Genomic DNA, 26,181 nt, shown 5'->3' on the forward strand with positions numbered 1-26,181 from the left:
AGCGATATGTCAGGAAATTGCAGGAATGCAAGCCGCAGCTTAACTTACATGTGGTGCAACGTACTCACTATTGCGGAGCGTGCTGGCGAAACGCACAATGACAGCGCCATCCACGGCGCCAGGACCGTCAAAGCTGGCCCCCGCCAGCTCCAGCGTGCTGCCTCGCACCTCGATCCTCACCGGATCGGTCTTCTTCCACTGTTTCTTCGGCACCACCAGCTTCCAGACCGTATCCTTGCCGGGACTGCGGAAGAGCGCGATGACCCCGACATACTCCGCCTCGGCATGCATCGGCTCGCTCAGGCTCACGCTCGCATCGGGGCGCAGGATGACCTGATGTTCGGCGGCGAGCGTTCACTTGTCACCATCAACCTGTCCGAATACCAAGAAGCCCACACCGTCTCGCGGCTGAATGGTTCGAAACGACGCTGCTGCGCTATGAGCCGAGGCTGAAATCCATCGACATCACGATCGAAGAAACCGAACCGGGCATGTTGCTCAGCTTTACCATGAGTTGTCAGCTGCATCAGGCCGGGCTGGTGCGATTCGGCACCCACTTCACGCCCGATGGGCAGACGCGCCTCAAGCTGCTGAAAGCCGAACGTGACCGTGAGTGACCGAGGCATAGCGGCCTGTCATGGAATCCTGGCCACGAACATGACGGCCGTCAGAGGCAATCGCGCCACAACCGATGGCATCGTGCGGTTCCAGTCCCAGATCCAGATCCAGATCCGGCTCCCTCAACCCCTTCAACGACTCACCTCCCCCTGCCCGCGGTCTCTGACGGCAACTCCCCAAAAAACGCCCGATACTGCGCAGCAAACCGCGGCAGATGGTTAAACCCCCACCGTGCCGCCACCACGCCCACCGGCTCCTGCGCCTGCCGTCCACCCAACGCCTGCCTCACCCCATTCATCCGCAAGGCCCGAACAAACTCCAGCGGCGCCAACCCGGTCACTTCATTGAAGCTGTATTGCAGCGTGCGCCTTGAAACCCCAAGCCGGTCACACAGAGCCAGAACACTCCAGGGTGCCTCGGGCGCAGCGCGCACCATCTCATACGCCTGTGCGACCAACCGCCGCCGCGCAGGCGGCGTAGGCAGCAGGGCATCCCCAATGTCATGGGTCAGCGTGGACACCACCGCCATCAGCAACGCATCGCGCATGGCGCTCTCGACAAAGCGCTGGTTGAATACTTCGCTCTGCATGGCTGACGCAGCCAGCACGGCCAGCATCGCCGCCCGGAAATCCTCGGACGCGGCGCGCCTCACCTCCGTGGCCGGCTGCAAGCGCGCGATCAGCTCCGGAACCCCCTCGCGCTCCATCACGCGTTGCAGCGCGGGCAGCGGCAACGTCACGCCGAGCAGGTCCAGCGACGGCGGGGTGCGCATGGCCAGCGGCTGGCCGTTGCCGGCGCGCAGCACGGTGTCGCCGCTCATCCGGTAGCCGGAGAACCAGCCATCGGCACACTCGCGGTGGGGCAAGGCGATGGAAAGATAGCCGCGCCGTGCCTCGCCTTCCTCCAGCAACGCCTGGTTGGTGCGTTCGCGGAAGACGTGGACGTCGCCATAGGTAGCCTGCTGCACTTGCGCAAGAAAATGCCCGGGCGTGAGCTGCTGGTAGCGTTGCTGCCAGCCGTCCAGGCCCGCTGCCGCCATGGCGGCCTCGGTGACGACCAAGTGGCGTACCGGGCGCCCGCTGGCGCCTGTGTCGAGGGGCTCGGTGTTGCTATGCATCGGTGGCAGCCTGTTGGGGCGATTGACACCATCGGCGGCGGGTGGGCGTGGCCCGGCGCGCAAGGGCTCTTGTGCAGGCACTGCGCGCTGATTGTATCGCCAGGCCTGACCAGCGTCGATGCGCGGCGCAGCAGGTCCGGCGGACCTTGGGTGAGCGTCCTTGCATTTGTTGACAGTAGCCGACGCGGCCTCGCCATAGAATGCTGCGCTATTCATTGCAGGCTTAGATATGGGATCGCGATCCGAACGGTACAGGTTGCTGGGCTACGTCGCGCTTTGCATGGTGGCGTTCGCGCTCATCACCGTGCTATGCGTGACGCTGCAGGACGACAACGAGCAGCGCGCGGCGCGCAAGGTCCGCCAGATGGACAGCCGCGCCACGGCCACCGTCACCACAGCAGGTCACGCTGGACAACCAGCGGCCACGCGCGCATCACGCTGAGCGCCAGCGAGCGGATCAGCAGGGCAGGAAGATCGTGAAGGTGGCGCCGGCACCCGCGGCGCTGGTCAGCTTGATTTCTCCGCCATGACGCTCCACCACGGTCTTGACGAACACCAGCCCCAGCCCGCTGCCGGCGGGCGCATCCTGCTCGGTGTCGCGCAGGCGCGCGAAGGGCTGGAACAGGCGGCCCTGGTCTTCCTCGGCGATGCCCCGGCCCTGGTCCGCCACATCGATCGCCAGCCCCTGCGGCACGCGATACAGGCGCACCGTCACGGTCGTTTGCGGCGGACTGAACTTGATGGCATTGCTCACCAGGTTGGCAATCGCCCGCACCAGCAGCACCGGCTCGGCCAGGAGTTGCGACCGCTCCTCTTCCACGTCGACTTCCACCTTCAGTTCGATCCGTGCGGCGCTGGCCAACGCCCATAGCTCGTCGGTGGCATCCAGCACCACGCCGGCCAGGTCGACCTCGATGAAGTTGAGGTGCGTCGCTTCCGCACGGGCCAGCCGGATAAAGTCGTCCGCGAGGTCCAGCGTGCGGTTGGCATGCTCGCCGATGCGGGCCAGCAGGGCTGCCTCCGGCAGCGCCCGGCCAGGCTCGTTCTGCAGGTCGATCAGGGCAAGGATGGAGGACTGTGGGGACCGCATGTCGTGCGAGATGAAGCGCAGGGACTCCTCGCGGCGCCGCTCTGCCATGCGCACCTGGGTGATATCGATGACGCTGACGATCAGGCCGGCGACACCGCCGGTGTCGCTGCGCAGCGGCGCGCCGCGCAGCAGCATCGGGTGTTCGTCGCGCGCTTCGAGCTCCACCCCGGGCGGTGCCTGCACCGGGTGCGCGGCGTCGGCCTCGCCCTCGGCATAGACGCTGCGCAACTGGTCCCAATAGTCCAGCCCGGCCTTGGGCTGGACGAATACTTCGTTGATCAGTTCGCGAATGCCGGGGCGCGGTGCGTTCATGTCGCCCAGCGACCCGAGCGTGCGCGGCGCCAGCAGCAGGCCGCGCCGATTGGCCAGCAGCACGCGGCCGCCGGGGTCGCAGATCACGGTGGCTTCGGGCAAGCCTTCGAGCCCGTCCGCCAGGAATTGCCGCAAGTCCCGCAGGCGCGTGGTCATGCGGTAGACCGCACGCATGCGGGTATCGAGGTTGCGGCCCGATTTGCGGCCCGAATTGCGGCCCGAATTGCGGCCCGAATTGCGGCCCGACTCGCCCTCGCCTGCAGGCATGGCCAGCAGGCCGGGCTCTTGCTCGAGCTGTGCGAGCTCGTCGGTGAGGAACTGCAGCGCCGCTTCCTGGCGCCGCCAGCTCCACAGCGGATAGAGCAGGCTGCAACCCAGCACGGCGCTGGCCGGCGCGAACCAGAAGTGGCCAAACACGACCAGCAGCAGGCTGGCGGCCAGCGTGCCGGCCAGCAGCACCACCGTGACCAACAGCGCGTTGCGCGGCGTCAGCATCAGCGAGGCCAGGCTCGCCAGCAACACCGGCAGCAACGTGCACAGCCAGAACCAGGGCGCCGGCAGGGTGACGATGGCCGTGTCGCGCTGCAGCGTCTGCATGGTGTTGGCGATGATTTCCACGCCGCTCATGCCATGGCCGTTGCGCGATACCGGCGTGGGGAACACGTCGCCCAGCCCGCTCGCCGTGGCGCCTACCAGCACGGATTTGCCGCGGAAGAAGTCGCGCGGCAACGTGCCGCCCAGCACGTCGAGTACCGAGACCTGCCGGAACGTCCCCGGTGGCCCGGCAAACGGAATGCGCAACCGGTAGTCCCGGGTCCAGCCGTCGGCGCCGCTGTCATCCGCGGGACCGTCGTGACGGTAGGCGGACACCGGCCGCGGCGGCTTGCCGAAGCCGACCATCGCAGCCGAGAAATGGTTGAGCTGGCGGCCCGGCAGCCCTTCCTGCAGGAACACTTGGCGGGCAATGCCGTCGAGGTCCACCGCGATATTGATGTGCCCCACCTCGCTGCCCAGGCCCGTCAGCGGATAGCGCACCAGCAAGCCGCCCCGCCCCGCTTCGGCCAGCGCGGGCAGCACGACGTTGCCGGCGCGCGCCATGCTGCCTGCCAGCGCGCGGTCGTCCTCGGGATGCAAGGCGTCCGGCTCGGAGAGAATCACGTCAACCCCGATCACGCGCGGCGCGTCGGCGGCAATGCGATCGATCAGGTCGGCCAGCACCCAGCGGCGCCAGGGCCAGCGGCCAATGGCGGAGATGCTGGGGTCGTCGATAGCGACGATCACGATCTCGTCGCTGGGCGCGTGATGCTGGGCCGCGACCGACAGGTCGTAGACCGCCTTGTCGGCGCGTTCGCTCCAACCCAGCACGGCGCACGCCGCCACCAGCGCCAGCACGGCGGCCGTCAACAGGCCCCATTCGACCAGCGTACGGCGCTGGTAGCCGGCCATCATGCGTCCGGGCACCCGGCGCAACGAGCGAGCGCGCGCGGCGAATTGCGCCAGGCTAGTTGGCACGATTGAGCCAGCGTGAGCCGGCGCTCACGGGCTGGCCCTGCGAATCGCGGATGTACTGCACCACCTCGATGCGCTGGGGCGCTGAGAAATGCGGCTCGCGGGCCGCGTCCTGGCGAGCCACCCGCACAAAATACGTGCCGCTGCCGGGCCGCGGCAGGCGGGCCGCATTGGTCTCGGTGCTGACGTCGGCCACGATCTGCGTAAAGGCGGCGTCGGATGCCATCTGCACGCGGTAGGCTTGCGCCGCGCCATTGGCGCTGGCTGCGCCGGCGGCCGGCCATGCGAGCCGCAAGGCGTCGCCGCCATCGTCCTCCAGGCGCGGCTGCGGCGGTGCCGGCTCGAGCGCGAACGCCACCGGTTCACTCCAGGGGCCCGGCTGCCCGCCGGCGTCAACCGAGCGCACACGCCACCACCAGCGGCCGGGCGCAAGCGCCTGGCTGGCCGAGGGCGCCGCACCGCGCACTTGCATGAGGCCTTGCGTGAAATCCGCATTGGCCGCCACTTCGAATTCATATTGCGCCGCGGTTGCGACTTCGGCCCAGGTGAACATCGGCGTCTCGCCGTAGGCGGTGCCATCGCGCTCGGGCGCCAGCGTAAAGGGCGCGGGCGGATTCAAGCGCACCACCAACGGCATCACCGCGCCCGCGCCACCAATGTGCCGGGCATCGAGCGCGCTCACGCCCACGTAGAGCTCGCCCTCGGGCAGGTCTTGCAGCGCGGCCTGCGTGCCGCCTACGGCCTGGGAGGACAGCAACTCCGTCTGGGCTGCATCGCGCGAGACCACCACGCGGTAGCTGGCGGCCCGTGCAACCGGCCCCCAGCTCACGGTGGCATGGCTTGCCAGCAGCGGCTGGGGCAGCGGCACCAGCGCCGGCGCCGGCAGCAGCGCGGCGGGCCGCGTCAGGGCGCCCGTGGCCGATGCGCTGACGCCGTAGCCGGCATGCACCACCGCTTGCTGGCCGCGGCGCGAGCGGGCCTGCACCTGGCCTTCGAGCACGGCGCTCTGGCTGGCGCCGTCCTCGGTGCCCACGCGAAAGCGCGTGCCGCGCACACCGGTCACCAGCGACGGGGTCCGGATCTCGAACCGCCCTACGCCGGTGCCGCGCGGCGCCACGCGGGACTCCACCTCGCCCTGGCCGATGCCGATCACGGCATCGGTCAGGCCCGTGCGGGCAAACGCGCGCAGCCGCTTGACTTCCACGGCTGTCACCGGCGGCAACGTCACGCGTGAGCCGTCACCCAGTTCCATGGTGACGGTGCCGCCGGCGCCAGTCTCGATGCGGGCGCCTTCGCGCAGCTCCATGCCAGCCTGCAACGTGCGGCCATCGGCGCTCGCCTGCCCCGTTACGAAGACCACGCGGGCGGTGCCTTCGGTCACCGGGATGCGCGCCAGCGGGATGCGCAGGCGCATGCCGGGCGGCAGCCGGTAAGGATCGGCCACCTTGTTCAGTGCCTGCAGTTCGCGCCAGCCGGCGGGATTGGCCATGAAGCGGTCCGCCACGCCAATCAGCGTGTCGCCCGGGCGCACCTGGTAGATGAAGTTGGCGCCCTCGGCGCCTGCAGCCTGCGCCACAGCGCTGGCGGACCATGCGGCACCCAGCACGCCAACCAATCCGGCCATGCCGATCGTGCCGGCCACACCCATCGCACCCCTCGCGCCCCTCGTGCATGCCGCGCGCGAGTGCGCTCCAACGCCTGCCTTCCTGCCTGCCGCCATGTCGAACCGCTTCATAAACTCAGTCTTCCTTCTTGTCCTGCAGATCCTGCGAATCCTGCGAATCCTGCTGGCCCTGCATATCCCCGTCGCCCGCGGCTTCGAACCGGTAACCGTGCGCATACACGGAAGTCAGGCGCACACCATTCTCGGGCCGCAATGCCAGCTTGATCCGCAGCCGCGAGATATGGGTATCGAGCGTGCGCGAGCCGATTCCGATGGCGCGGCCCCACACGGCTTGCTCGACCACCTCGCGCGACACTAGGCGCCCCAGGTTGCGGAACAGGAACAACGCCAGGTCGAACTCGCGCGGCGACACGTCCACCCGGCTCTCGCCGCAGGTCACGGTGCGCGCCTGCGGATCGACAGCGTAGTTGCCCGCCCGGATCAGCGCGCTGTCCTGCTGCGCCTGCGGATACGTGCGGCGCAGCAACGCGGATACGCGCGCCACCAGCTCGGCGCGGCGGATCGGCTTGATCATGTAGTCGTCGGCGCCCGCGCCCAGCCCGGCGACAATGTCCTCTTCCTGTGAGCGGCTGGTCAGGAACAGGATGGGGGGATTGCGGCCGGAGTTCTGGCGCACCCAGGTCACCACCTCAAGCCCGCTGGTATCGGGCAGTTGCCAGTCCACCACCAGCAGGTCGAACGCTTGCTCGCGCAGGGCCCGCAGGAACGTGCTGCCACTGGCGAAGCACTCGCACTCATGGCCGGCCGAGACCAGGATCTGCTGGATCAGCTCGGACTGGCTCTTGTCGTCTTCCACCGAAGCGATTCTCATACTTACCTCTTGCTTGCCACGTCTTCTCTTCCAGATGCCACCGCGCGCTTCCTGCGCCGCCGCAAAGGCAACGCGCAATAACCCGGGCAGGCCGGGCGCCAGGTACGCAAAAGGGGAATGGTACAGAATCCGGCGTCGCCGCGCCAAGGACGGTGCGGGAGGGTATTGCAGCGCGCCGGCGCAAAAGCCGGCGCGCGCGCCTTTACTGCAGCATGTAGGTTTCGTACTCGAGGCGGTCCAGCTTGCGGTCCAGCAGGTAGATCGCCAGGGCCACGACGATCAGCAATGATACCGCGAATCCGTAGCCATACCAGGCCGGCCCCAGTTGCAGGGTCACGGCAGTGAACACCAGGTTGAGGATCACAAACAAGCCGCTGAGCAGCAGCACTTCACGCCGGCGGTCCAGGTAGAAGTAGATATTGAGCACCCCCAGCAGCACCACCTGCAGGCTGGCGCCGATCACGTCCACATACAGGAGCGGCAGGTAGAGCTCCGAAATGCCGAGCGCCGCCAACACGAACCTGCCCAGGACAAACAGCACCAGCGCCGCAATGGCCTGCACCTTGACGATCTCGTACAGTCCCAGGCGGATCGTCTGCACCATGGTGTTGCGCATATCCTCGATATGCTCGAGCGAGCTGCCGCCGCGCACGGCGTTGTAGAAGGCGTCGTAGTACTCGACGAAGTCGGTCTCGATGCGCACCAGGAACACCGCCATGCCCGGGATGATTGCCAGGTAGGCCAGGAACACCGGGATGTCGTAGATGATCGACGCGTGCAGCGGCCCGATGACTTGCTGCCCCGTGGACGGCGAGTACCAGAACATGAACTTGTCGAGCCAGATGCCAAGGTTGTACAGCAGCCCGATCAGCATCAGGCTCGGATAGGCATAGCGCCGCTGGAACACCTCGAACGAAATGAACCGCTGGCTGGTGTAGTTGCGGTAAATGAGTACCACCATGGCTGTCAGCAAGCACAGCTGGCCGGCAACAAACCCCAGCAGCAGGCCCTCCAGGCCATAGTTGCGCAGCGCCAGCGCCGCCACCACCGTCAGCGTATAGCCCAGCAGGAAGGTCCAGACGATGGCCTTGTACTGCTTCATGCCCGTGAGGAAAATCACCGCGATCCAGATATTGCTCATGACCACGAAGCCCGCGGTCATCAACAACCGATACAGCACCGACTGCGCCGGGAACGCAAAGAGCGCGCAGCCGATGCCGATGGTGCCCGCGAGCGCGGTGACCAGCAGGGCCACCGCGTGGTAGTTCGACAGCACCAGGCCATCGCGCTTCTCGAACAGGCGGTCCGACGTAAAGCGGGTAAAGGCCAGCTGCATCGGCCCGGTCAGGATCAGGCTGACCGCAATCAGGTAGGTCACCGAGACCTGGAACTGCGTCACCAGGCTGCCCGGCACCACGAACGGCAGGCTGAGCACACCGATCAGCAAGATGCCGACGATCGACAGGACCCAAGGCCCGGAGCTGATGATGCCCGCATAGGCGTACGCGCCGAGCATGCCCGACAGGTTGTCCCGCCGCAACATCTTGCGAAGTTCGAATCCAATCCCCGCCATCTCAGCGACCTCCCTTCATGGGGCAGCCCGCGGCCTGCGCCGCCCTGGCGGGGGATCCGCCGGCGGACGATTCCACCCGTGGCTGCGCCATCAGGCGCGTGTACAGGTCACGGTAGCTACCCACCATCATCTCCTGCGTGTAATACCGCTCCACGCGCCGGATGCCGGCCTGCTGCGCGGCATGCCATGCGTCGGGCGAGCCCAGCAGGCCGATCGCCTTCTCGGCCAGCGCGGCCGGGTCGGCGATGCGCACCACGTCGCCCGCCGCGCCCAGCGCCGCATCCTCGCCGGGCAGGCCGAAGATCAGTTGCCGGCACGAGCCGACATCGGTGGTCACGCACGGCACGCCGGCGGCAAAGCCTTCCAGCACCACCAGCGGCAATGCCTCGCTGATGGAGCTGAGCACCAGCACGCCCACCTTGGGCAGCAGTTCATCGATGCGCTGGAAGCCCAGGAACTTCACCTTGTCGGCAAGGCCCAGGCTTTCGGCCAGGCTGCGGCATTCCCGTGCGTATTCCGGATCTTCGTCCTCCGGACCGGCGATCCAGCCTTGGGCATCGGGGTAATGCCGCACCACGGTCAGCATGGCACGGATAAAGGTCTTGATATCCTTGATCGGCACCACGCGGCCGATCAGGCACAGCACCGGCGGCACGCCGGGTGCGCGCTGCGCGCGCAGCGCGGCCAGCCGTGGCAGGTTGATGCCGTTGGGAATATTGCGGGTCCGCTCGGCGCGGGCACCGTCCGTAACCTGGCGCAGGCGGTTGCCTTCGTAGAGCGCGACGATGGTGTCGCCGGCGTCGTAGCAGACGCGGCCCAGCGTTTCAAAGAAGCGCACCCACAGCTCGCGGAAATAGCTGATCTGCGAGATGTCGCGCTCGAACACGTTGCGGTTGTCGCGGATCCACTGGCTCTGGAACAGGTCGATCTTGCGTTCCTTGGTATAGATGCCGTGCTCGGACACCAGCAAGGGGCGTCCCGTGCGGTAGTGCAGCATGGCGCCGAGGAAACCGGCATAGCCGGTGGACACCGTGTGGTAGACCTTGGCCGGGATCAGCCCCTCGGCAATGCGCGCGAGCTGCCACAGGGGCTTATGCATGATGCGCACGGTCCAGAAGTAATCGGTGAAGGACGGGTCCGTGCAGTACTGGCGGTACTGCTCGGTGATGGTCCGCCACGCGTTGCGGCTGTAGAGGAACGCGTCTTCCGACAGGCTGCCGCCATCGGTCAACTCGGGCATCAGCTCGCGGATCAGCTCGCCGGCTTCCTGCTCGCGGCCAGGCTGGCGCAGCACCTCGTGCAACTGCGCCGAGGCGGCGAAGGTGACGGGATCGCCGTCGCTGCCATGCACCAGCGGAGGCGGCGGGAAATCGTAGAGAAAATGCGTTTCCAGGTGCACGACGTTGTCGGGCAGCGCGTAGACCATGTCGCCGTAATCTTCGCGGCGGCTGCCGATGAAGACGATGGCGAAGCGGACGTCCGGAAACGCCCGGATCATCTGGTTGACCCAGCTCGACACCCCACCGCTCACATACGGAAAGGTGCCCTCTAGCAGCAGGGCCACATCGGCGGAGTCGGCGCGGGGCAAAGGGGTATCGCTCATGATTGCCAGTAACGCAGCAGGGGCCGTACCAATGGCAGCGGCGATGGGCTGTCGAATGACAGCAAGATGGCGCGCACGGCGGCGTAGTCGCGCTCCAGATAGGCGGCTTCGGCCAGCAGCGGCAGCGTGCGCTCGCGCGCAAAACCAAGCGCCTCGGCCCGCTGCAGCCACCCGCGCGCTTGCGCGGGCTCGTCGCGGGTCAGGGCCAGGCGGCCACGCATGTACCACAAGCCGGCCTGGTCGGCGTCAACCTCCAGCGCGGCGCGCGCATGGCGCTCCACCTGGTCGGCGGTGTAGCGATAGACGTCGCCTTGCACCAGGTTCTGGTAGATCAATTCCCAGTACAGGTCGGCCAGGCGCTTGTTGATCTCGCCGCGCTCGCGATCGTCCTGCGCGGCTTCCAGGCGCGGCAGCTCGAGAAGGATCTTCTGCGTCAGTTGCTTCTCCGCGCCGTCCAGCATGCCGTAGGCCAGCAGGCGCACGTCGTCGGCGCTGTCGGCCAGCAGGTCGCGCAGCACCGGGCTGGAGGTGCGCGCCGGCATCGACTGCATGGCCACCAGCGCGGTCATGCGCTCGGGCAACGGCGCGCGCGTGTTGCCCAACTGGGCGCGCAAGCGCGCGCCGCCGCCGTGGGTCACGCGCGAGATCAGGTGGGTGACGAACACCGGCAGCCCGACCAGGCCGATGCCGGCCGTGGGACGGCGCCCCGGAAAGAAGCGCGCGATCAGCAGGCTGCCGACGCAGATCATGCCGCCGGCCAGCGGCACCAGGAAGCAGAATACGAAGAGGTAGCCATAGCTCCACGCGAACGGCACGCGAAAGCGCCGGGGCAGCAGGCGCCACAGCACCATCGCGATCATCGCCGCGGCGAGCCCCTGCATCATCAGGAAGGTCAGCAGCAGCGCGGTGCTGTTCCCGGCGCGGGCCAGCAGCGCCAGGGCGGCGATTTGCGCGGCGATGCCGCCGATGCCGAGCTTACCCACGGCCAACCTCGCCTAGTGCCACCGGCACCGGTACCGGCGCCGGCTGAACATCCACATGGCAGCGATGCAGCAGGCGGATCAACGGCTCCACCGGCGCGTTGGCAGGCACGGCCAGCGTATGCACGCCAATGCGCGCCGCTTCGAAATCGGTACCGAACTGGGCCCGCAGCATGTCTTCGATACGCACCAGGTAGGCCGAGGCCGCCTCGTTGCCCGACAGCGGCATCAAGGTAAGCAGGGCACGCTGGTGCGCGCTGGTCAGCGGCCAGGCCACGTCGAGCGCGCGGCGGCTGCGGATGACCTGGTCGAACAGCGCATCGCGCGATTCGTCGAGATCGAACACCAGCGCCACGATCGTGCTGTCGATGCCGCTGTCGCGGCGCAGGCGCGACAGGCGGGCGTAGTCCAGCGAGAAGTCGTAAGGGCAGCCGGGAATCGCGGCAGCGATGGCGCGCGTGGACACGGCGTGCTCGACGCCATCGGCGTAATAGCCCATCAGCACCATCAGCAACTGGAGGTTCTCGTAGCTGAGCGACAGGAACGGCATGCGCTCGACCACCAGCAGGCCCACCAGCTTGTCGGCCCCGGACAGCACCGGCGCCACCGCTACGTAGCGGGTCTGCGGATAGTCCGGCGACTGGCGCGACAATCCGTCGGCCTGCAGGTGCGCCAGCTGGCGCGTCTCCAGGCAGTGGCGCACCAGCACATCGTCGGGATCGAACTCGAATGCCGGGCCGATCTGCGCCGACGCCGTGGAGGATACCGTCTCGCCATCGACAGCGTAGAGCGCGGCCGCTTCGAGCTGGCACGCCTGCGCCACCACTTGCAGCATGGGGCGCGCGCCCACCAGCACGCCACCCGGTGCGGCATCTTCCAGCGTCACCGCCCGCATTTGCGACAGCGTGTCGCGTAGCGTGGTGGGCTTGGCCAGCAGGTCGTTCTCCAGCCGCGCATGCGACACGCGCAGCAGGTAGTGGTTCTTGGTCAGGGCCGCAAGGCGCTCTTCCAGGTAGCGGTTGACGGCGCGCGCGCGCGCCAGCCTCGTGCCCCAGACATCGCCGAACTGCCCGGCAACCAGCACCATGAGCAGCCCGCCCAGGAAGAACAGGCGCGGGAACTCACCCGGCTGCGCACCGATCTGGTGGAAGAAGAACCAGCCGCCCAGCATCATCAGCACGCTGCCCACGCCAATCAACGTGCCATAGCGCAGCGCCAGGATGACCGGCAGCAGCCATGCCCAGGGAAAGCCCAGTCCCAGCAGCAGGGGGTTGTTGGGCAGGAGCAGGTATCCCAGCCCCATCGCCAGCGCCATCGTCACCACCAGCTCGACCGCAGAGACCGGTCCGCTCGTGGCGGGCGCAAGCAACCGCAAATAGCGGCCGCCCGCGCCAATGCCCTGTCCTTCCCGAATCTTGTCGGCTGTATTGGCCACGATCATGCTCTCCTGCAGTTCAACCCTGGCGCAGCGGCGCCAGCAGGCGGCGCAGCAACTTTTGCGCGGTGCCCGACAGCGACTCGCGGCTCCAGCCACTGTCGCTGCCGGTGGCGGACCAGATGGCTTCGCCCGTGCTCACGTCCAGCAGTTGCAGCGAGATGCCCACGGCCGGCTCGCCATCCACGCCCACCTTGTAGCGCCATTCCTGCACCGCGCCGGTGAGGGCGTAGCGCATCTTCTGCGTACGTGCCCACTCCAGCGCCTTGCCCACCGACTCGCGCTCGGCGGGCTCGAACAGCGTTTCCGGGTTCAGGTTGGCGGGATAGCGCTTGACGTTGGCAATGCCGCCGGTCTTCAGCAGGCTTTCCGCGATCGCCTCGGCGCGCAGGCCTGCCTGCGGCGTCTCGGTGTAGTTGACGATCGGCAGTATCGCCACCGACTCACCGGCCGGCAGCGCGGGCGCGCGACCAATATCGGTCACCGCGCATCCGGCCAGCCACAGCGCTGCGCCCAGCGCACCGCACCAGCCCAGCAGTCGTGCTGCGCGGTTCTGCTTCGTGCTAGTTGTTTCCATGACTCTCTCCCCTTCTCGATTGCATACAGTGAACCGGCACGCCCGCGTGCCTGCCCGGATTAAAAAAGCCATCTGTACCGAACACCCACTTCGGTCAGCGGCGTGCCGCCATTGCGCGCCGCGGTTTCGTGCTGCACATACATGGACAGGTGATCGTTGCCTAACACCTTGCCGGCCACGCCCAGTTGCGCCCGGAAGTTCTGCCCGGCGCGGGTGTCGTGCAGCAGGCCGATTTCGGCAAACGGCCGCCACTTGTGCGTGTAGTCGTCGATCAGCTCGGTGCCGAAGCCGAATGTCACGCCGGCCTGGGTAAAGCCCTGGGGCATGTAGAACCCCGGCGTGGCTTCGTCGTCGGCAGGCACCAGCGTGGCCAGCTTGTTGCCGAGCGTGCCGCCGCGCGCGTTGTAGGTGGCATGGGTGCCCACCAGGCGCACCGTGTAGTCCGGGTACGCGGTACGGATGCGGTAGCCCAGTTCCAGGTCGTACACCAGGCCGTGGCCCAGCTGCGAGCCGTCCTGGCCGCGGAAGCGGTCGTACTCGATGCGAGCGCCGGCAAATTCGCGCAGGCTGAAGTTGTAGGTCGCACCCAGGCCGAGCACATCCTTGACGCCGCCGACCCGCAGCGCCGCCGATTCGTCGGCGCTCTGGTTGATGCCGGCCAGCGTGGTGAAGCTCAAGCGGCTGCTCTCGCGCCACTCGCCGGTGAAGCGCGCGGTGGTCACGCTATCCAGGCCGTCGCGCCGGCCCACGCCGAGGCGCCAGCGCAGGTGCTGGTCGCGGTAGCCGAGCGACAGCTCGCCGCGCTTGTCGGACGAAGGCACGCCGGTGAGCTGGGTCTGGTCCACGCTGCGCTGGGTGCGCCAGGCACCGCGCAGGTTAAGGTCGTAGCCATCCCACAGGCGCACGCCGCCAGCCAGGCTGTAGTCGAAATAGCTCAGCGGGCTCTGGCGCTGGTACGTCACGCGTGGCTCGATGGCTTGCGCGTTGAACAGCAGCGTGTCCTGCAGGGTTTCCTGCAGGCTGTCGTCGGTACGGGTGGTCTCCTGGGTTTCGTAGGCCAGCGTCTGCGCGGCACCGAGCCGGTCGAGCTGCACGTTGGCTTCGATCTGGTTGTCCACCGGAATGCGGCCAGCCTGGCGCTCCAGCACGCGGTCGAGCGCGGCCAGGTCCTGGTTGGCCAGCGCCAGCGTGATCTCGGCATACGCCGGGCGCAGCAACTGGCGGGCATATTGGCGGGCCAGCCAGGCACGCGCCAGTTCGTTGGATTCGTTCGACAGGGCCCAGGCCAGCGCCACTTCCTTGGAAGCGGACGAGACCACGGCCTGCTGGCGCGCCTCGCGTTGCGCCACGCCCGGCGGCGTCTTGGGATCGAGCGCCGGCAGGCCGGGAATCTCGCCCAGCCGCGACGCCGGATTGGTGGGACCGGTCCAGTTCGCGGCATTGGTGCCGGCCATCACGGTGCGGTCAGCGCGCAGCATCTCGATCACCAGGCGCTGGGACACATCGCCCGAGGCAAAGATCTGCCCGAGCGCCACGGTCTGGCGGCGCAGCTCGGCCGGGGCGGGGCCGCCCTGCGCGTCCTCCTCCTCGGCGGCCGGATCCACGCTGCGGGGATCCGAGGCGCGGCGCCCGGCCGCGGACTGGTCCTTGTGCAGGTCGACCCAGGCCTGGCGGCGCAGGCGCCACCCGGTGCTGGTCTGGCCGATGGCGTCGTAGGCATCGGCGGCAAGACCCAGCCAGAGCGGATCGGCGTTCTTGCCGTCGGCCATCTTGCGCAGGTAATGCAGCGCGGCGCGGCCGTCCTGGAAGCGCATGCTGCCGGCGGCAAAGGCACCCCACAAGTCCGGGTTGCCCTCGGCCTCGCCCTTCAGGCGCAGCATCATGGCGCGCACTTCGGTATCCGAGCCGAGATCGACCAGCGCCCACATCAGCGCGGCCAGCGTCTCGCTGCCGGCGTCGGGCATGCCGGCGGCACGGCGCAGGTCGGCCAGGGCCAGTTCGCGCTCGCCACGGGCGCGCTGGTACTCGGCGCGCATGGCCAGGAAGCGGCTGGATTGCTCGGCCTGCTTCAGCTGGGCAGGGGTCATGCCTTGCAGCAGCGTGGCGACGCGGCCGTAGGCGCGCGCGCGGGTGTAGTAATTGATGGCGAGCTCAAGCGACACGAGCTTGCCGCCCTTGCGCCAGCTGGCTTCGGCGATGCGCCCGGCATCGATGGGCGAGCTGTCGTAGAAATCCATCAGGTTCGAGAAATCCGATTCCTCGGTATCGCGCACTTCGGCCAGGCAGTCGTTGCGGCCGGCGCCGGGGGGCATGGCCATGCAGTGGTCGTCATGCGACTCGGCCATGGCCAGCATCAATTGCCGGTAGCCTTGCTCGAGCAGGTCGCTGCGCTGGTTCAGGCGCGCCAGCTCGGTCAGCGTGCGCCAGAATTCGATGTCGGTGGAACGCGCGGTGCGCATGGACGGCACCATGGCCTGCAGGGCTTCGGCCAGCTTGCCGCGCACATAGAGCAGGTTGGCTTGCTTGAGCGCGTATTGCGGGCGCGGGCCAAAGCGCTGCTGCAATTCGGTGTAAAGCTCGAAGGCGCGGGCATCCTTGCCGGCGCGCTCGGCCAGCTCCGCCTGGCGCTCCATGATCGGGCGCGCGTTCGGGCCGTGGCTCAGGCTTTGCAGGAAGGCCAGGCCTTGCTCGGGCTCGCCCAGCCGTTCGTAGGTGGCGACCACCTGGTCGACGGTAGCGAGATCGCCCGTGCCGGCGCGGTGGCGCAGCGCGGCCAGGTAGGCGCGGTCGTCGTTCAGGCCGGGTGCCAGGCGCAGCACGGCCTTCCAGGCGGTCTCGTCATTGCTGGCCTGGGCATATTCCAGCCAGCTCTTGAGCGCTACCGTGGGCTGGCGATTCCACTCGGCGACCTGGGCCAGGCGTTCGCGCCAGCGCGCCGCGCCGGGCTGGCGCCGCACCGCGGTCTCGGCAACGCGCTGGGCGTCGTCGAGCTTGCCGGCGGCCAGGAAGACCTGGAACGCGAGTTCGTAGTCGTCGGCATTGAAGCCACGCTCGGCCGCGGTGGGTGCGCCGGTAGGGGCGCCGGCAGGGGCTGCTGCTGGTGCTGGTGCTGCCGAAGCTGCAGAGGCAGCGCGGGCTTGGCCCGCCGCCGCGGAAGCGGACGTGCCGGCGCCTGAGGTATCCGCCACGCGGCGCAGGTGCGGCATCGCGGCGTCGCCCATGGCGCGGCGCAAGGCCAGGCCACGCAGGCCATCAAGGAAGATCACACCCCGTGCGGCCCATGGCTGGGTGGCCGCCACGCGGCGCACTTCGGCGCGTTGCAGCGAGGCGCCTTCGGGCACGGGCTGCAAGCTCGGCGGCAGGCGCAGCAGCCGCTGCACATAGCGCGCGGCCTGCTCGGGGCGGTTGGCGGCCAGCGCCAGCTTGGTCAGGTAACGCAGGACTTCGGCGTTCTCCAGCAGCTTGCCGCCGTGCTGCTCGGCCTGGGCCAGCGCCTTGTCGAGCTCGTTGCCGGACTGCAGCGTCTTGAGCGCGGCCAGGTAGAGGCGGCGCTGCTCGGCCGGATCGGTGGCACGGGACTGCGCGGCAAACAGCGCGTCGGCCGCCTGCTGGTAGTCGCCGCCCGCGAGCGCCGCCGACGCAGCCTGCGCGTTCCACAGCGCCGCGCGGGCAGGGTCGCTCTTGGCCAGCGCCTGGTAGAACACCTGTGCCGGCTTGAGCGCGTTGATCGAGCGCGCGGTGGTGGCCAGCTCTTCCAGGTCGGCGCGGTCCCACCTCATGGTCACCGCCTGGTCGAGCAGGCCGCCGAGCTTTTCAACGTAGTGCTCGCGCTCGGGGGTGTTCGGCAACGCCGCGAACGCGCGCTGCTGCGCGATCTCGATGCGGGTACGCAGGATCTGGCTGGGCAGCTCGGCGTCGGCGGCATTGGCCTCAGCGTTGCGCACCGGCCCTTGCGGGCTGGCCGCGGAACTGGCCGCATAGCGCGCCTCCAGCCGGGACAGCATGGCCTCTGCCTCATCCAGCCGGCCCGTGCGCGCATATTGCTCGGCCAGCACCGCCGCGAAGCCGCTGTCGCCGGGCGTGGCCCGCCACCAGGCTTCCAGGTAGGCCATGCTGAGGCCGTCCACTGCCCGGCCATCGCCCAGCAGGCGTTCGCGCAAGGTTTCGCGCGGGAACATCAACGCCAGGCCGATCCCCACCATGGCGGTGAAGGTCAGCACGAACGCTGGCGGCAGGAGCCGCTCGCGCTCAGGCGGCGCAGGTGATTTCGACGCTTTGCTTGGCATTGTTGGGATTGGGAACGGGAGTGGTATCGAAACGCAGCGTGCCGCGCTCCTGCACGCCCTGCACCGGCTTGCCATCGATGGCAATCCGGCAACGGTCCGCGCCTGCGAGGCGGAAGAATGGCTTGAAGTAGCCGCTGAAGTCAAAACGGATGCGCTGCGCGCTGCCCTGGCCGGTGCGCTGCCAGTTGCGCACGAAGCCACTGGCCTCGGCGATCTCGGGGCCGGAGGGAGCCGCGGCATTGGCTGCGCTCGGGGCGCGCATCACGATGCGCGAGGCACCATCGGCCAGGTGCACGTAGACGCCGCCGCCGGGCGCCGGCGAGGTGCCGGTGACGCCTTGCGAGTTCGCCACGTCGGGCACGTCCGCGCCGGTCCAGCGCACGTTGCGCAGGTTGGCGTCGCCGCGCACGATCCAGGCGGCTGGCTGCGTGGCGTCGCCGCCCAGCTCGCGGGCCACCGCCATGCCTTGCCAGTCGATCACCTTGCGCACGTAGTCAGTGGCATGCACCGGCATCAGCGGCTGGCTCAGCACGTAGTCATAGACCTTGCGCAACGCCTTGAGCGAAGCCGCCTTGGTGCCGGAGTAGTTGTGATAGTAGATGTTGACCGACTTGAAGCGGTACGGCCGGTCGGTTAGCTCAAACGTTTCGATCACGCGTTCGAAGCCGTAGTACGGGCCATGCCAGAGATTCGTGTAGACGTTCTCGTTCTGGTTTGGCGCGAAGATCTGGAACGTGCCGTCGGCCTTGTTCACGCCGATGGGCGAGATCGCGGTCCAGGTCGGGTTGCTGCGCGTGATCAGCGTATCGCCGCCGTTCATGTTGAGCACGCCGGCCTGGTCGGTCAGCTTGATGGCCTCGGCGGGCGGCTGGCAGTCGCCCGACCACAGCAGCATGCTGACCGGCTTGCCAGGGGGCGCCAGGGTACGGTTGATATAGTCGATCGAGCCGCCGATCTCGCGCTTGAGGTCCATCGTGTAGCCGGGAATCGCCAGGTGAAAGTCGTCGTCGCCTTCGGTGGCGTTCTCCGAGTGCGTGCCGCCGGGCACCGTGCGGCCCCACTCGAAGGGATGCGAGAAGGTGTGGCTCGCCACCTCGACATAGGGCTGCGCGAAAATCTTGCGGGCGATCGGCTCGAGCTGCGCGGTCAGCTTGGGATACATGCCGTCGCTGGCCACTTCGCCCTGGATGATCGACATCGTCATCGGCAGGCGATAGCGGTCCCATATCTCGCGAAACAGGACTTCACCGGAATAACCGCCGCCGGGAATCTCGGCACGGGAGGCAAAGCCGTCGCCGTCCACGTGCACGGTCAGCAGGCGACGTCCGTTTTCGGTCGTGACATCCGGCACCGGCATGGCCGGCAGGCGCAGCGCTTCGCGCAGGAAGGACAACGGCTGCACCACCCAGCGGTCCTGGTCGTTGGCGCTTTGCCGCACCGCGTAAGGCCCGAGCACGTAGCCGCCCCAGGGAGTGATCGCGGCAGCGTCGTAGGTCAGCGTGCCTGAATTCAGGCGCAGCAGGGAGCGAAAGCCCGGGCCATTGCCCACCTGAACCGGCGCTGCCTGCGTGCGGTCCGGCGCCACAGGCATCTCGAAGCCCATCATCGGGTCCTTCGACACTACGTCCGCCTTGACGCCGATCTTGCCCTTGACCGAATTGAGCTGCAGGCTCGATGCCAGCGCTGCGTTCATGCGCGCGCCGAAATCGTTCAGGAACACCACCGGCACGCCCTGGTCGATATTGCGCTGCACCCAGCTGAAGAAACGCCCGGGCTGGTCGCGCACGTTGCCAGCCATCCAGATCACCACGCCAGCGTAGCGGTCCGGGCCGATCTCCGGCAGCGGCTGGCTGGCTTCGGCGAAGTCCACGCGATAGCCCAGGTAGTTCAGCGGCATGGAGACGAAGCGCACGCCCGCGGAGTCGTCGATCGATACGCCCGGCTCGCGGTCCTGCACCACCAGCACCCGGCGCGGCATCACCTCAATGTTGCCGATCCCAACCGTCTGCAAACCGGGGTCAGCCACGTAAGGGATGATGCCGAGCGCGCGGATCTGCGCGGCGGTGTCGCGCGCGCACTTGCGGTCGGCGGGCGGGCAGTAATCGATCGAGATCACCGGCAGGTGGTACTGCTCGCGGATCGTTCGGGCCTGGCCGAGCAGCCAGTTGCGATCCGCTTCGCTCACTTCGGTGTAACGCTTGCCGCCTTGGTCCCAGCCGCGGTACAGCGATTCAAACGCGACCGCGTACGCCAGCTGGTTGACCTGCGGCAGGATCTCGAAGCCGCGGTTGAAGATCAGCTTGGCCTCGGGATAGCGTGCCTTGATGGCGCGGATCACCGCCACCATGCCAGCTTCCTGGCGGGCGCGCTCGGCATCCGTCTTGGCTTTGAGCTGGTAGGAGTCGAGCGTGTCGAGGAAAAAGCCGCGATAGCCGCGCTGCCACAGTGGGGCGATGACCTTTTCCACGTAGAAGGCGGGCCAGCCCTCGGCGGCCTGGTCGACCACGCGAGCGCCCCAGGCGTCGTTATTGCCGATCAGCCAGGCCTTGGGAATGTCTTTCAGGTAGGCGCGCGACGGTGCGACCTCGCCAATGCTGACGTAGGAGAACCATTGCGTATTGGGCGTGGTGGCGGTGCGCGGATCGAAGCCGCTGTCGGGCTCGACCACGGCGACATCGAACGCCTGCAGAGCGTCCACCGGCGGCTTGCTGCCGTAGTGGAAGACGATGTTCGGGGCGCGAGAGCCGGTGGTTGCCAGTGCCTGTGCCTGCGCCGGGCACAGCCAGGATGCAAACACGGCCAGCAGTGCGCCAAGCCAGGCTCTTGTCATCGGCGCGCCCCGGCTTGCTTGACGCAGGCCTGCCACGCGGCGCGTGACACCGTCCAATCCCAACAGAATCACTTGCTGACCCCTATTTTCTTCATATTTTTATAGTCCCGAAAGAGCTCGCTTGGCTTGCTGCCAACATGCTGGTCGCGCTTGATGCCACCAGACGATGCATTCCGGGTATGGCTGATCCCATCCACTTCTACCTGCGCTGCCCGATCTCTCAGGCAGTCCCCTGCAGGCCAAACTAAAAGTGCTTATTCAAGCACTACGGGCGAGAATTCTGAGGCATGCGCTTAATTGTGCATATAAGCATTTAGGACTAGGGAATATGCACTAGTGCAAATGCATGCCAGTGTCACAGAGGCTGGCTAGCGCCAATTCCCGGGTTTCGAACGCTGCGAAGGCGCGCTGAAACGGAAGCCGCCGGATCCGGTCGCGCAAGGGGTTTTGGTGCCTGGCAAGCTGATTGCTGTCTCGGTACTTTCTGCATTTTTGTAGTTTTCCGGATCGACAAAGTATCACAGTACGTGGCGCAAACTCGACGCTGTTGTGCTCTGAGGTGACGAAAATAGGGAATCACACGATAGCTTGGGCCGGAATACAACGGTCCGTGGCGACCAGCGCAGCAAGCGAAGCGAATGGTAGATCACGCGCTTTGAGGCCAATGTCAACAATTGTCACGCGCCGCGAATACGGGGCACTTCCAGCGCGGCGCTGTGTAGAATTTTCTCAAACAAAAAAACATCTTCACATCGGCAGGAATGGACCCGGACAAGCACCGGCCGGACGCCGCATTCGGGAATGTCGCAAGTCACGAGCTGGCTCACGCACGGGCTCCACGCAGTACGCGATACGCAATACGCGCGAACCCACCTTCGAAGGCAAACTCCTGCGCAGCGATGCTGCGCCGAACTCGATGGGGATCTCATGCAGTCAGATGAGGGCACTGCCGTGATGGCACTGCTTGTCCTGTTCACCGCCACGCAAATCATCCTCGCGGCCCTGATGCTGGCTTTGCGCCAGAGCGCCGTAGGCCGCGCATGGGTCGCAGGCCAGGTGCTGGCCTGCGCCGCGGGCCTGTTGGTGATCGACGCGCGCGGCGGGCCCGCGTGGTTCCTGCTGGTGGCGCCCGCCCTGGGCGTGGCCGCCCAGTTGCTGATCCATCGCGGCATATCGCTGACCGGCGACCGCCCTTCGGCCCCCGTGCCGCTCGCTGCCGGCGTGCTTGCCATCTTTGCGGTGCTGGCTGCCGGCGCTCTGGACAGCGGCAGCCGCCTGGCCGAAGTCACCGGCTACGTGGTAGCCGCCATTACCGCCTGCTTCACCCTGGCCTGCCTGCTGCGGCGCCCGCTTGCGCTGACCCGCCGCAGCCGCCCGCTGGTGCTTGCCGCGTGCGGCCTGCAACTGCTGGCGCAATGCTGCGGGCTGTATGCGATGCTGGAAGCCGGTGCCCCCGTGCCAGCCCTGAGTGCCGAAGCCTTGCTCCTGCTGCGGCTGCTGCCCGCTTTTGTCGCGATCCTCGCTGGCCTGGCGGGCTTCACGCTGATGACCATGGAAGCCATGCTGGCCGAGCAGGAGAAGCAGGCACGCCTCGATGCATTGACGGGGCTGCTGAACCGCGGTGCCGTGGATGGCGCGGCGATGGTGCTGGCCGCTGAATTCAACCGCCACGGCCATCCGCTGAGCTGCCTGGTGATCGACATCGACCGCTTCAAGTACATCAACGACAGCAGCGGCCACCGCGCCGGCGACCGCATCCTGCAGCAGATCGGCCGCGTCCTGAAGGAAACGCACCGCGGCGCGGACCTCGCGGGCCGCTACGGCGGTGAGGAGTTCTGCGTGCTTTGCCCGCATACCACTGAAGCCGATGCCCTCCTGCTGGCCAACCGCATCCTGCGTGGCATCCGCGCCATCGCGTTGCCCCACGAGCTTGGCGGGTTCGCCAGCGCCAGCATCGGCGTTGCGCAGATCCGCGAGCGCGAGGACGGTGGGGCCGCCACCTGGGACAAGCTGTTTGGCAGCGCGGACCGCGCCTTGTATGAAGCCAAGCGGCGTGGCCGCAGCCGGGTCGTGCTCGCCTCCGAGCTGGAAGCGCTGCCGGCGCCTAAGCGCTGCCTGCCCACGCGCACCGAGGCCTGCCACTAGGCGCTGGCGCGCGCCAATATGACGGCGAAATCGCATTGCCGACGCGCCGCCCGCTAGAATCCTCCAGTGCATGCTTGTCCGGACCCGTTTGCTAGTCCGGTTCGAAACCATTCCTGGAGATCCTAAATGAAGGCCGACAATATCCTGCAGACCATTGGCAATACGCCCCATATCCGTGTTCAGCGGCTCTTTGGCGATACCCATCAGGTCTGGATCAAGTCCGAGCGCGCCAACCCGGGAGGCTCCATCAAGGACCGCATCGCGCTGTCGATGGTCGAGGCGGCCGAGCAATCCGGCGTGCTCAAGCCGGGCGGCACCATCATCGAGCCCACCTCGGGCAATACCGGGATCGGCCTGGCCATGGTGGCGGCGGTCAAGGGCTACAAGCTGGTGCTGGTGATGCCGGACAGCATGTCGGTGGAACGCCGCCGCCTGATGCTGGCCTACGGCGCCACCTTCGACCTGACCCCGCGCGAAAAGGGCATGAAGGGCGCCATCGCCCGTGCCGAGGAGCTGGTGGCGGCCACGCCGGGCGCCTGGATGCCGCAGCAGTTCGAGAACCCCGCCAATATCGAGGTCCACGTCAACACCACCGCGCTGGAGATCCTTGCGGACTTCCCGCAGGGCATCGATGCCCTGATCACTGGCGTGGGCACGGGCGGCCATATCACCGGCTGCGCCCGCGTGCTCAAGCAAAAATGGCCCGCGCTGAAGGTCTATGCCGTCGAGCCGGTCGCCTCACCGGTCATTTCCGGCGGCGCGCCCGCGCCCCACCCGATCCAGGGCATCGGCGCTGGCTTCATTCCCCGCAACCTGGATACCGTCCTGCTTGATGGCGTGATCCAGGTCGACGCCGAGCCGGCGCGCGAAATGGCGCGCCGCGCCGCGCGCGAGGAAGGCATGCTGGTGGGCATTTCGTCAGGCGCCACCCTGGCCGCGATCGCGCAGAAGCTGCCGGACCTGCCGGCCGGCGCCACCGTGCTGGGCTTCAACTACGACACCGGCGAGCGCTATCTCACCGTGGAAGGCTTCCTGCCCGCCTGAGGCGACGCAGCATTGCTGGATTCTCTTCAGGCGGCGAAGCTCGCCGTGAACCATACTGGAGATTGACAGGCGCCGGCGCGAGCATGCGCGGGCGGCCGAATATGCCGATATGGCGCGCCGGCGCCCCTGCCGCCCGGCGCGGCAGGGCTTGCCATGGCGTTGACACAAGCATTGACACAAGGACAAGGAGCTGAGATGAGCATCCCGAGTTATGAAGTTGCCCGACTGGCGTCCCTGGCGGTGCGGCTTGCGCTATCTTCCGGCCTGTCGCACGAAGAGATGCAGGCTGCGCTCAGCCTCGCGGCCACCATGATCGAGCAGGACGAAGGCGCAACGCCTGAAAGCACGGCGGCGGCAGAGGTGCCGCACGCCAAGGTGACACGCACGATCCACTAACGGCGCGCAACGCGCCCCGTCAACCCAGCAAACCCGCCCAATACAGCTCCGCCGCCGCCAGCACCGCCCGCATCTGGGTGGTGTGCGCCAGGCGAAACGCATCGCCATAGACCGTCTGGTCGGGGAATTCGGTGACCAGCGTGAACGGCACCGTTGACCGGGAATCCTCGAAGATCATGCAGGGAATGCCGTTTAGCACCGGGAACGGCACCTCACCGGCGTGGTTGCCCCACGTCGCCAGCTGGCGGGCATTGAACGCAGCCAGATCCGGCGAAGCCGCCAGTTGCGCAGTCAGCGCCTGCATGAACGCCATGCCATCGCGCCCGGCGTGGTGGCGCAAGATCAGGAAAAAGCCCTTGGGAATGGTCCAGGTCTCGAAGCCCGGCGGCACGTAGCCGGTGAGCGGCCGCGTCCATTCGTGGGCGGGGTAGCCGTGCAGGCTCATGTGCAACCCGGCACCGGTGCGCTCGATGGCTTCCAGCCGGGCCGCTTTCTCCACGAAGGGCGGCGCTGTGCGTGCCTCCAGGTCGTCGCCCAGCGCGGTGTAGCGCGCGGCATGCGACATATGGCGCGGATTGTCCTCGCGCAACTGCACATGCAAGGCTGCGCCATCCGGGTTCTCCAAAGCGATCAGGGCAAAGTGCGCATGCGGGCGCTGCTTGAGCGCCTGTGCCGCGCGCAGCGCCCCGACCACGCCGGACGTTTCGTTGGCATGCTGGCCACCGGAAATCACCAGCCCGGGCAGCGCGCCTTGGATGTGGGTGCCGTGGACCACGCGCCCCTGCGTGGAAAGCACGCTGAAGCGCTTTCCGCCCAGGGCATGCATCTCGACGGCGGCCTCCTCCGGCGTCAGGGGCTGCGAGAGCGCGGCGAGCGCACTCGGGGACAGAGGGGCCGCAGCCGCGTCGGCCGGCGTCGCGGCCGCGACGCGCGGGTGCGGCAACAATGCCACCCGCACCCGCGTGGCACCCTGCGCGTGGCGGATCTCGGGCACGATCTGGCCGGGTTGCAAGGTGCGATCGCCGCGCGGCAAGCCGGCGCGATCCTGGAAGAACTCCAGAACGGAGAAATACAGGTCCTCGTGCAGGGCCTCGCGCGTACTGATGCACTCGTCCTGGTAGGACAGCCGGCATTCGATGCCGCCCGTGTCGATGGCAATGCGAAGCACATCGAAATAGGGCCCCTGCCGGCCCCAGGCATGGCCGCGGATCGCATCCATGGCTGCGGCGAATGCCAGTTCGTACTCGGTGGCGAGCGGGCCGTCCTCCAGCACGGCGCCATCACGCGACAGACGCAGCCACCCGCACGGCGCGCCAGACTCCGCGAGCGGCACGAACACACGGTGGGCGATGCCGTCCAGTTCGACGACATAGTGGCCTTCGTCGTCTCCGTCGCTCAGGCGAAGGCTGCCTTGCGGCAGCATGCCGGCGAGCGGATAGGTTTCGAGCCGGAAGCGCTGCGACTGTCCCGCCGTTGTAGCCGCGGGCAGGCGCACGGAGATCTCGCCCGCGGCGGCGAGGCGGCCGCCGTCGTGTTCCAGCGCCAACGCCTCGAGGAAGAAATGCAGCAGCGGCTTGTAAGCGCTGTGGATCGCCGCCTGCACGCCAGCGGCGGCAAGCCGCTGCTCGGCCGCGCGGCGCGTGGCGATGTCGTCGAAGACCCAGGCTTGCACGCGTACGCCGGGCATCGCCGCGACGCGCTCAACCAGGGTATCCAGTGTGTGCGAAATGGAGGTATCGAGCAGGATCGTCATGGCTGGCCTTGGCGCCGTGCGCGGTGGGCTGGGTGTCGGATCCGGCATTATAGGCAGGCTCCCGATTGCCCGGGAAGGCGCCTTCCCAGGCGCTGGCCTCGCGCGTTCCCGTAGTGGGTCCAGGCGGCAAAGGTGTTCGTAGGCAATGCCGGGGCGCGGCACATTTGCGCGTGCACATTTCCTTACAACCCGGACATACATTGACACCGCAGGATCGCTAAGCTGCCCCCCTTGAGCAAGCCTGGTCTTGCCATTCCAAGGAAAGTACGCATGAGCCGCTCCCTTTCTCACGCAACCCGACTTCCTGCCGCGCAAGCGCGGCGGCCCCGATGAAGTGGTCCACCATCGTGTTGGTGCTGCTCGGCTGGCTGGGCGGATGTACCGCCATCGGATGGCTGCTGATGGCCTGCGCGGGCAT

General features: G+C 67.6%; 17 protein-coding genes and 1 pseudogene. 5 read left to right on the plus strand and 13 right to left on the minus strand.

The features are described from left to right. Positions 1-39 precede the first annotated feature (39 nt). A complete protein-coding gene (locus AC1RQC_RS11935; RefSeq protein ID WP_492883441.1) occupies positions 40-309 on the minus strand; it encodes a type VI secretion lipoprotein TssJ in 270 nt (89 codons plus the stop codon). Between the two features lie 71 nt (positions 310-380). On the opposite strand from AC1RQC_RS11935, the pseudogene AC1RQC_RS11940 reads away from it, so the two are divergent. Beyond that, positions 381-617 (plus strand): annotated as a pseudogene (locus AC1RQC_RS11940) (GPW/gp25 family protein); the annotation flags it as partial. A gap of 140 nt (positions 618-757) precedes the next feature. Here the strand turns inward: AC1RQC_RS11940 and AC1RQC_RS11945 are convergent. Beyond that, positions 758-1,735 carry a helix-turn-helix domain-containing protein gene (locus AC1RQC_RS11945; RefSeq protein ID WP_492883443.1) on the minus strand — a complete coding sequence of 326 codons (978 nt, stop codon included), beginning with the start codon at positions 1,733-1,735 and terminating at the stop codon, positions 758-760. A 229-nt stretch (positions 1,736-1,964) separates the two neighbouring features. On the opposite strand from AC1RQC_RS11945, the gene AC1RQC_RS11950 reads away from it, so the two are divergent. After that, entirely contained in the window at positions 1,965-2,177 is a 213-nt protein-coding gene (locus tag AC1RQC_RS11950; protein ID WP_492883445.1) for a hypothetical protein, read from the plus strand. A gap of 15 nt (positions 2,178-2,192) precedes the next feature. Here the strand turns inward: AC1RQC_RS11950 and AC1RQC_RS11955 are convergent, their stop codons facing one another. From AC1RQC_RS11955 to AC1RQC_RS12000, 10 genes are all read right to left on the minus strand, one after another. Further along, complete coding sequence (locus tag AC1RQC_RS11955; protein ID WP_492883524.1) at positions 2,193-4,586, minus strand: CHASE2 domain-containing protein; 2,394 nt, start codon at positions 4,584-4,586, stop codon at positions 2,193-2,195. Between the two features lie 52 nt (positions 4,587-4,638). Further along, complete coding sequence (locus tag AC1RQC_RS11960) at positions 4,639-6,381, minus strand: FecR domain-containing protein (protein WP_492883447.1); 1,743 nt, start codon at positions 6,379-6,381, stop codon at positions 4,639-4,641. 4 nt (positions 6,382-6,385) lie between these two features. Continuing rightward, a complete protein-coding gene (locus AC1RQC_RS11965; protein WP_492826036.1) occupies positions 6,386-7,141 on the minus strand; it encodes a response regulator transcription factor in 756 nt (251 codons plus the stop codon). A gap of 202 nt (positions 7,142-7,343) precedes the next feature. Then, a complete protein-coding gene (gene pelG, locus AC1RQC_RS11970) occupies positions 7,344-8,714 on the minus strand; it encodes an exopolysaccharide Pel transporter PelG (RefSeq protein ID WP_492370549.1) in 1,371 nt (456 codons plus the stop codon). A gap of 1 nt (position 8,715) precedes the next feature. Next, a complete protein-coding gene (gene pelF, locus AC1RQC_RS11975) occupies positions 8,716-10,317 on the minus strand; it encodes a GT4 family glycosyltransferase PelF (RefSeq protein ID WP_492883449.1) in 1,602 nt (533 codons plus the stop codon). Beyond that, positions 10,314-11,300 carry a tetratricopeptide repeat protein gene (locus tag AC1RQC_RS11980; protein WP_492808308.1) on the minus strand — a complete coding sequence of 329 codons (987 nt, stop codon included), beginning with the start codon at positions 11,298-11,300 and terminating at the stop codon, positions 10,314-10,316. Before AC1RQC_RS11980 ends, pelF begins: the two co-directional genes overlap by 4 nt. Further along, positions 11,293-12,738, minus strand: a complete 1,446-nt coding sequence (locus AC1RQC_RS11985; RefSeq protein WP_492370552.1) for a PelD GGDEF domain-containing protein — start codon at positions 12,736-12,738, stop codon at positions 11,293-11,295. The genes AC1RQC_RS11980 and AC1RQC_RS11985 overlap by 8 nt, the downstream gene beginning before the upstream one ends. Before the next feature lie 13 nt (positions 12,739-12,751). Beyond that, on the minus strand, positions 12,752-13,309 hold the full coding sequence (locus AC1RQC_RS11990; protein WP_492883451.1) for a penicillin-binding protein activator LpoB: 558 nt from the start codon (positions 13,307-13,309) through the stop codon (positions 12,752-12,754). Positions 13,310-13,368: 59 nt separating this feature from the next. Then, positions 13,369-17,595 (minus strand): tetratricopeptide repeat protein, encoded by a 4,227-nt coding sequence (locus tag AC1RQC_RS11995; protein WP_492883453.1) that lies wholly within the window; start codon positions 17,593-17,595, stop codon positions 13,369-13,371. Next, on the minus strand, positions 17,558-20,425 hold the full coding sequence (locus tag AC1RQC_RS12000; RefSeq protein ID WP_492370554.1) for a bifunctional glycoside hydrolase/polysaccharide deacetylase family protein: 2,868 nt from the start codon (positions 20,423-20,425) through the stop codon (positions 17,558-17,560). Before AC1RQC_RS12000 ends, AC1RQC_RS11995 begins: the two co-directional genes overlap by 38 nt. Before the next feature lie 927 nt (positions 20,426-21,352). Here AC1RQC_RS12000 and AC1RQC_RS12005 point away from each other — a divergent pair. The 3 genes from AC1RQC_RS12005 to AC1RQC_RS12015 all read left to right on the plus strand — a co-directional run bounded on the left by AC1RQC_RS12005 (position 21,353) and on the right by AC1RQC_RS12015 (position 24,010). Further along, a complete protein-coding gene (locus tag AC1RQC_RS12005) occupies positions 21,353-22,570 on the plus strand; it encodes a GGDEF domain-containing protein (RefSeq protein WP_492370555.1) in 1,218 nt (405 codons plus the stop codon). A 126-nt stretch (positions 22,571-22,696) separates the two neighbouring features. After that, positions 22,697-23,614 (plus strand): cysteine synthase A, encoded by a 918-nt coding sequence (gene cysK / locus AC1RQC_RS12010; RefSeq protein ID WP_441636112.1) that lies wholly within the window; start codon positions 22,697-22,699, stop codon positions 23,612-23,614. A gap of 195 nt (positions 23,615-23,809) precedes the next feature. Further along, a complete protein-coding gene (locus AC1RQC_RS12015; protein WP_492370556.1) occupies positions 23,810-24,010 on the plus strand; it encodes a hypothetical protein in 201 nt (66 codons plus the stop codon). Between the two features lie 19 nt (positions 24,011-24,029). Here the strand turns inward: AC1RQC_RS12015 and AC1RQC_RS12020 are convergent, their stop codons facing one another. Further along, positions 24,030-25,763, minus strand: coding sequence for a M14 family metallopeptidase (locus AC1RQC_RS12020; protein WP_492370557.1), 1,734 nt, complete (start codon positions 25,761-25,763; stop codon positions 24,030-24,032). Positions 25,764-26,181 lie beyond the last annotated feature (418 nt).

The organism is Cupriavidus sp. GW822-FHT03E04, from assembly GCF_058801495.1.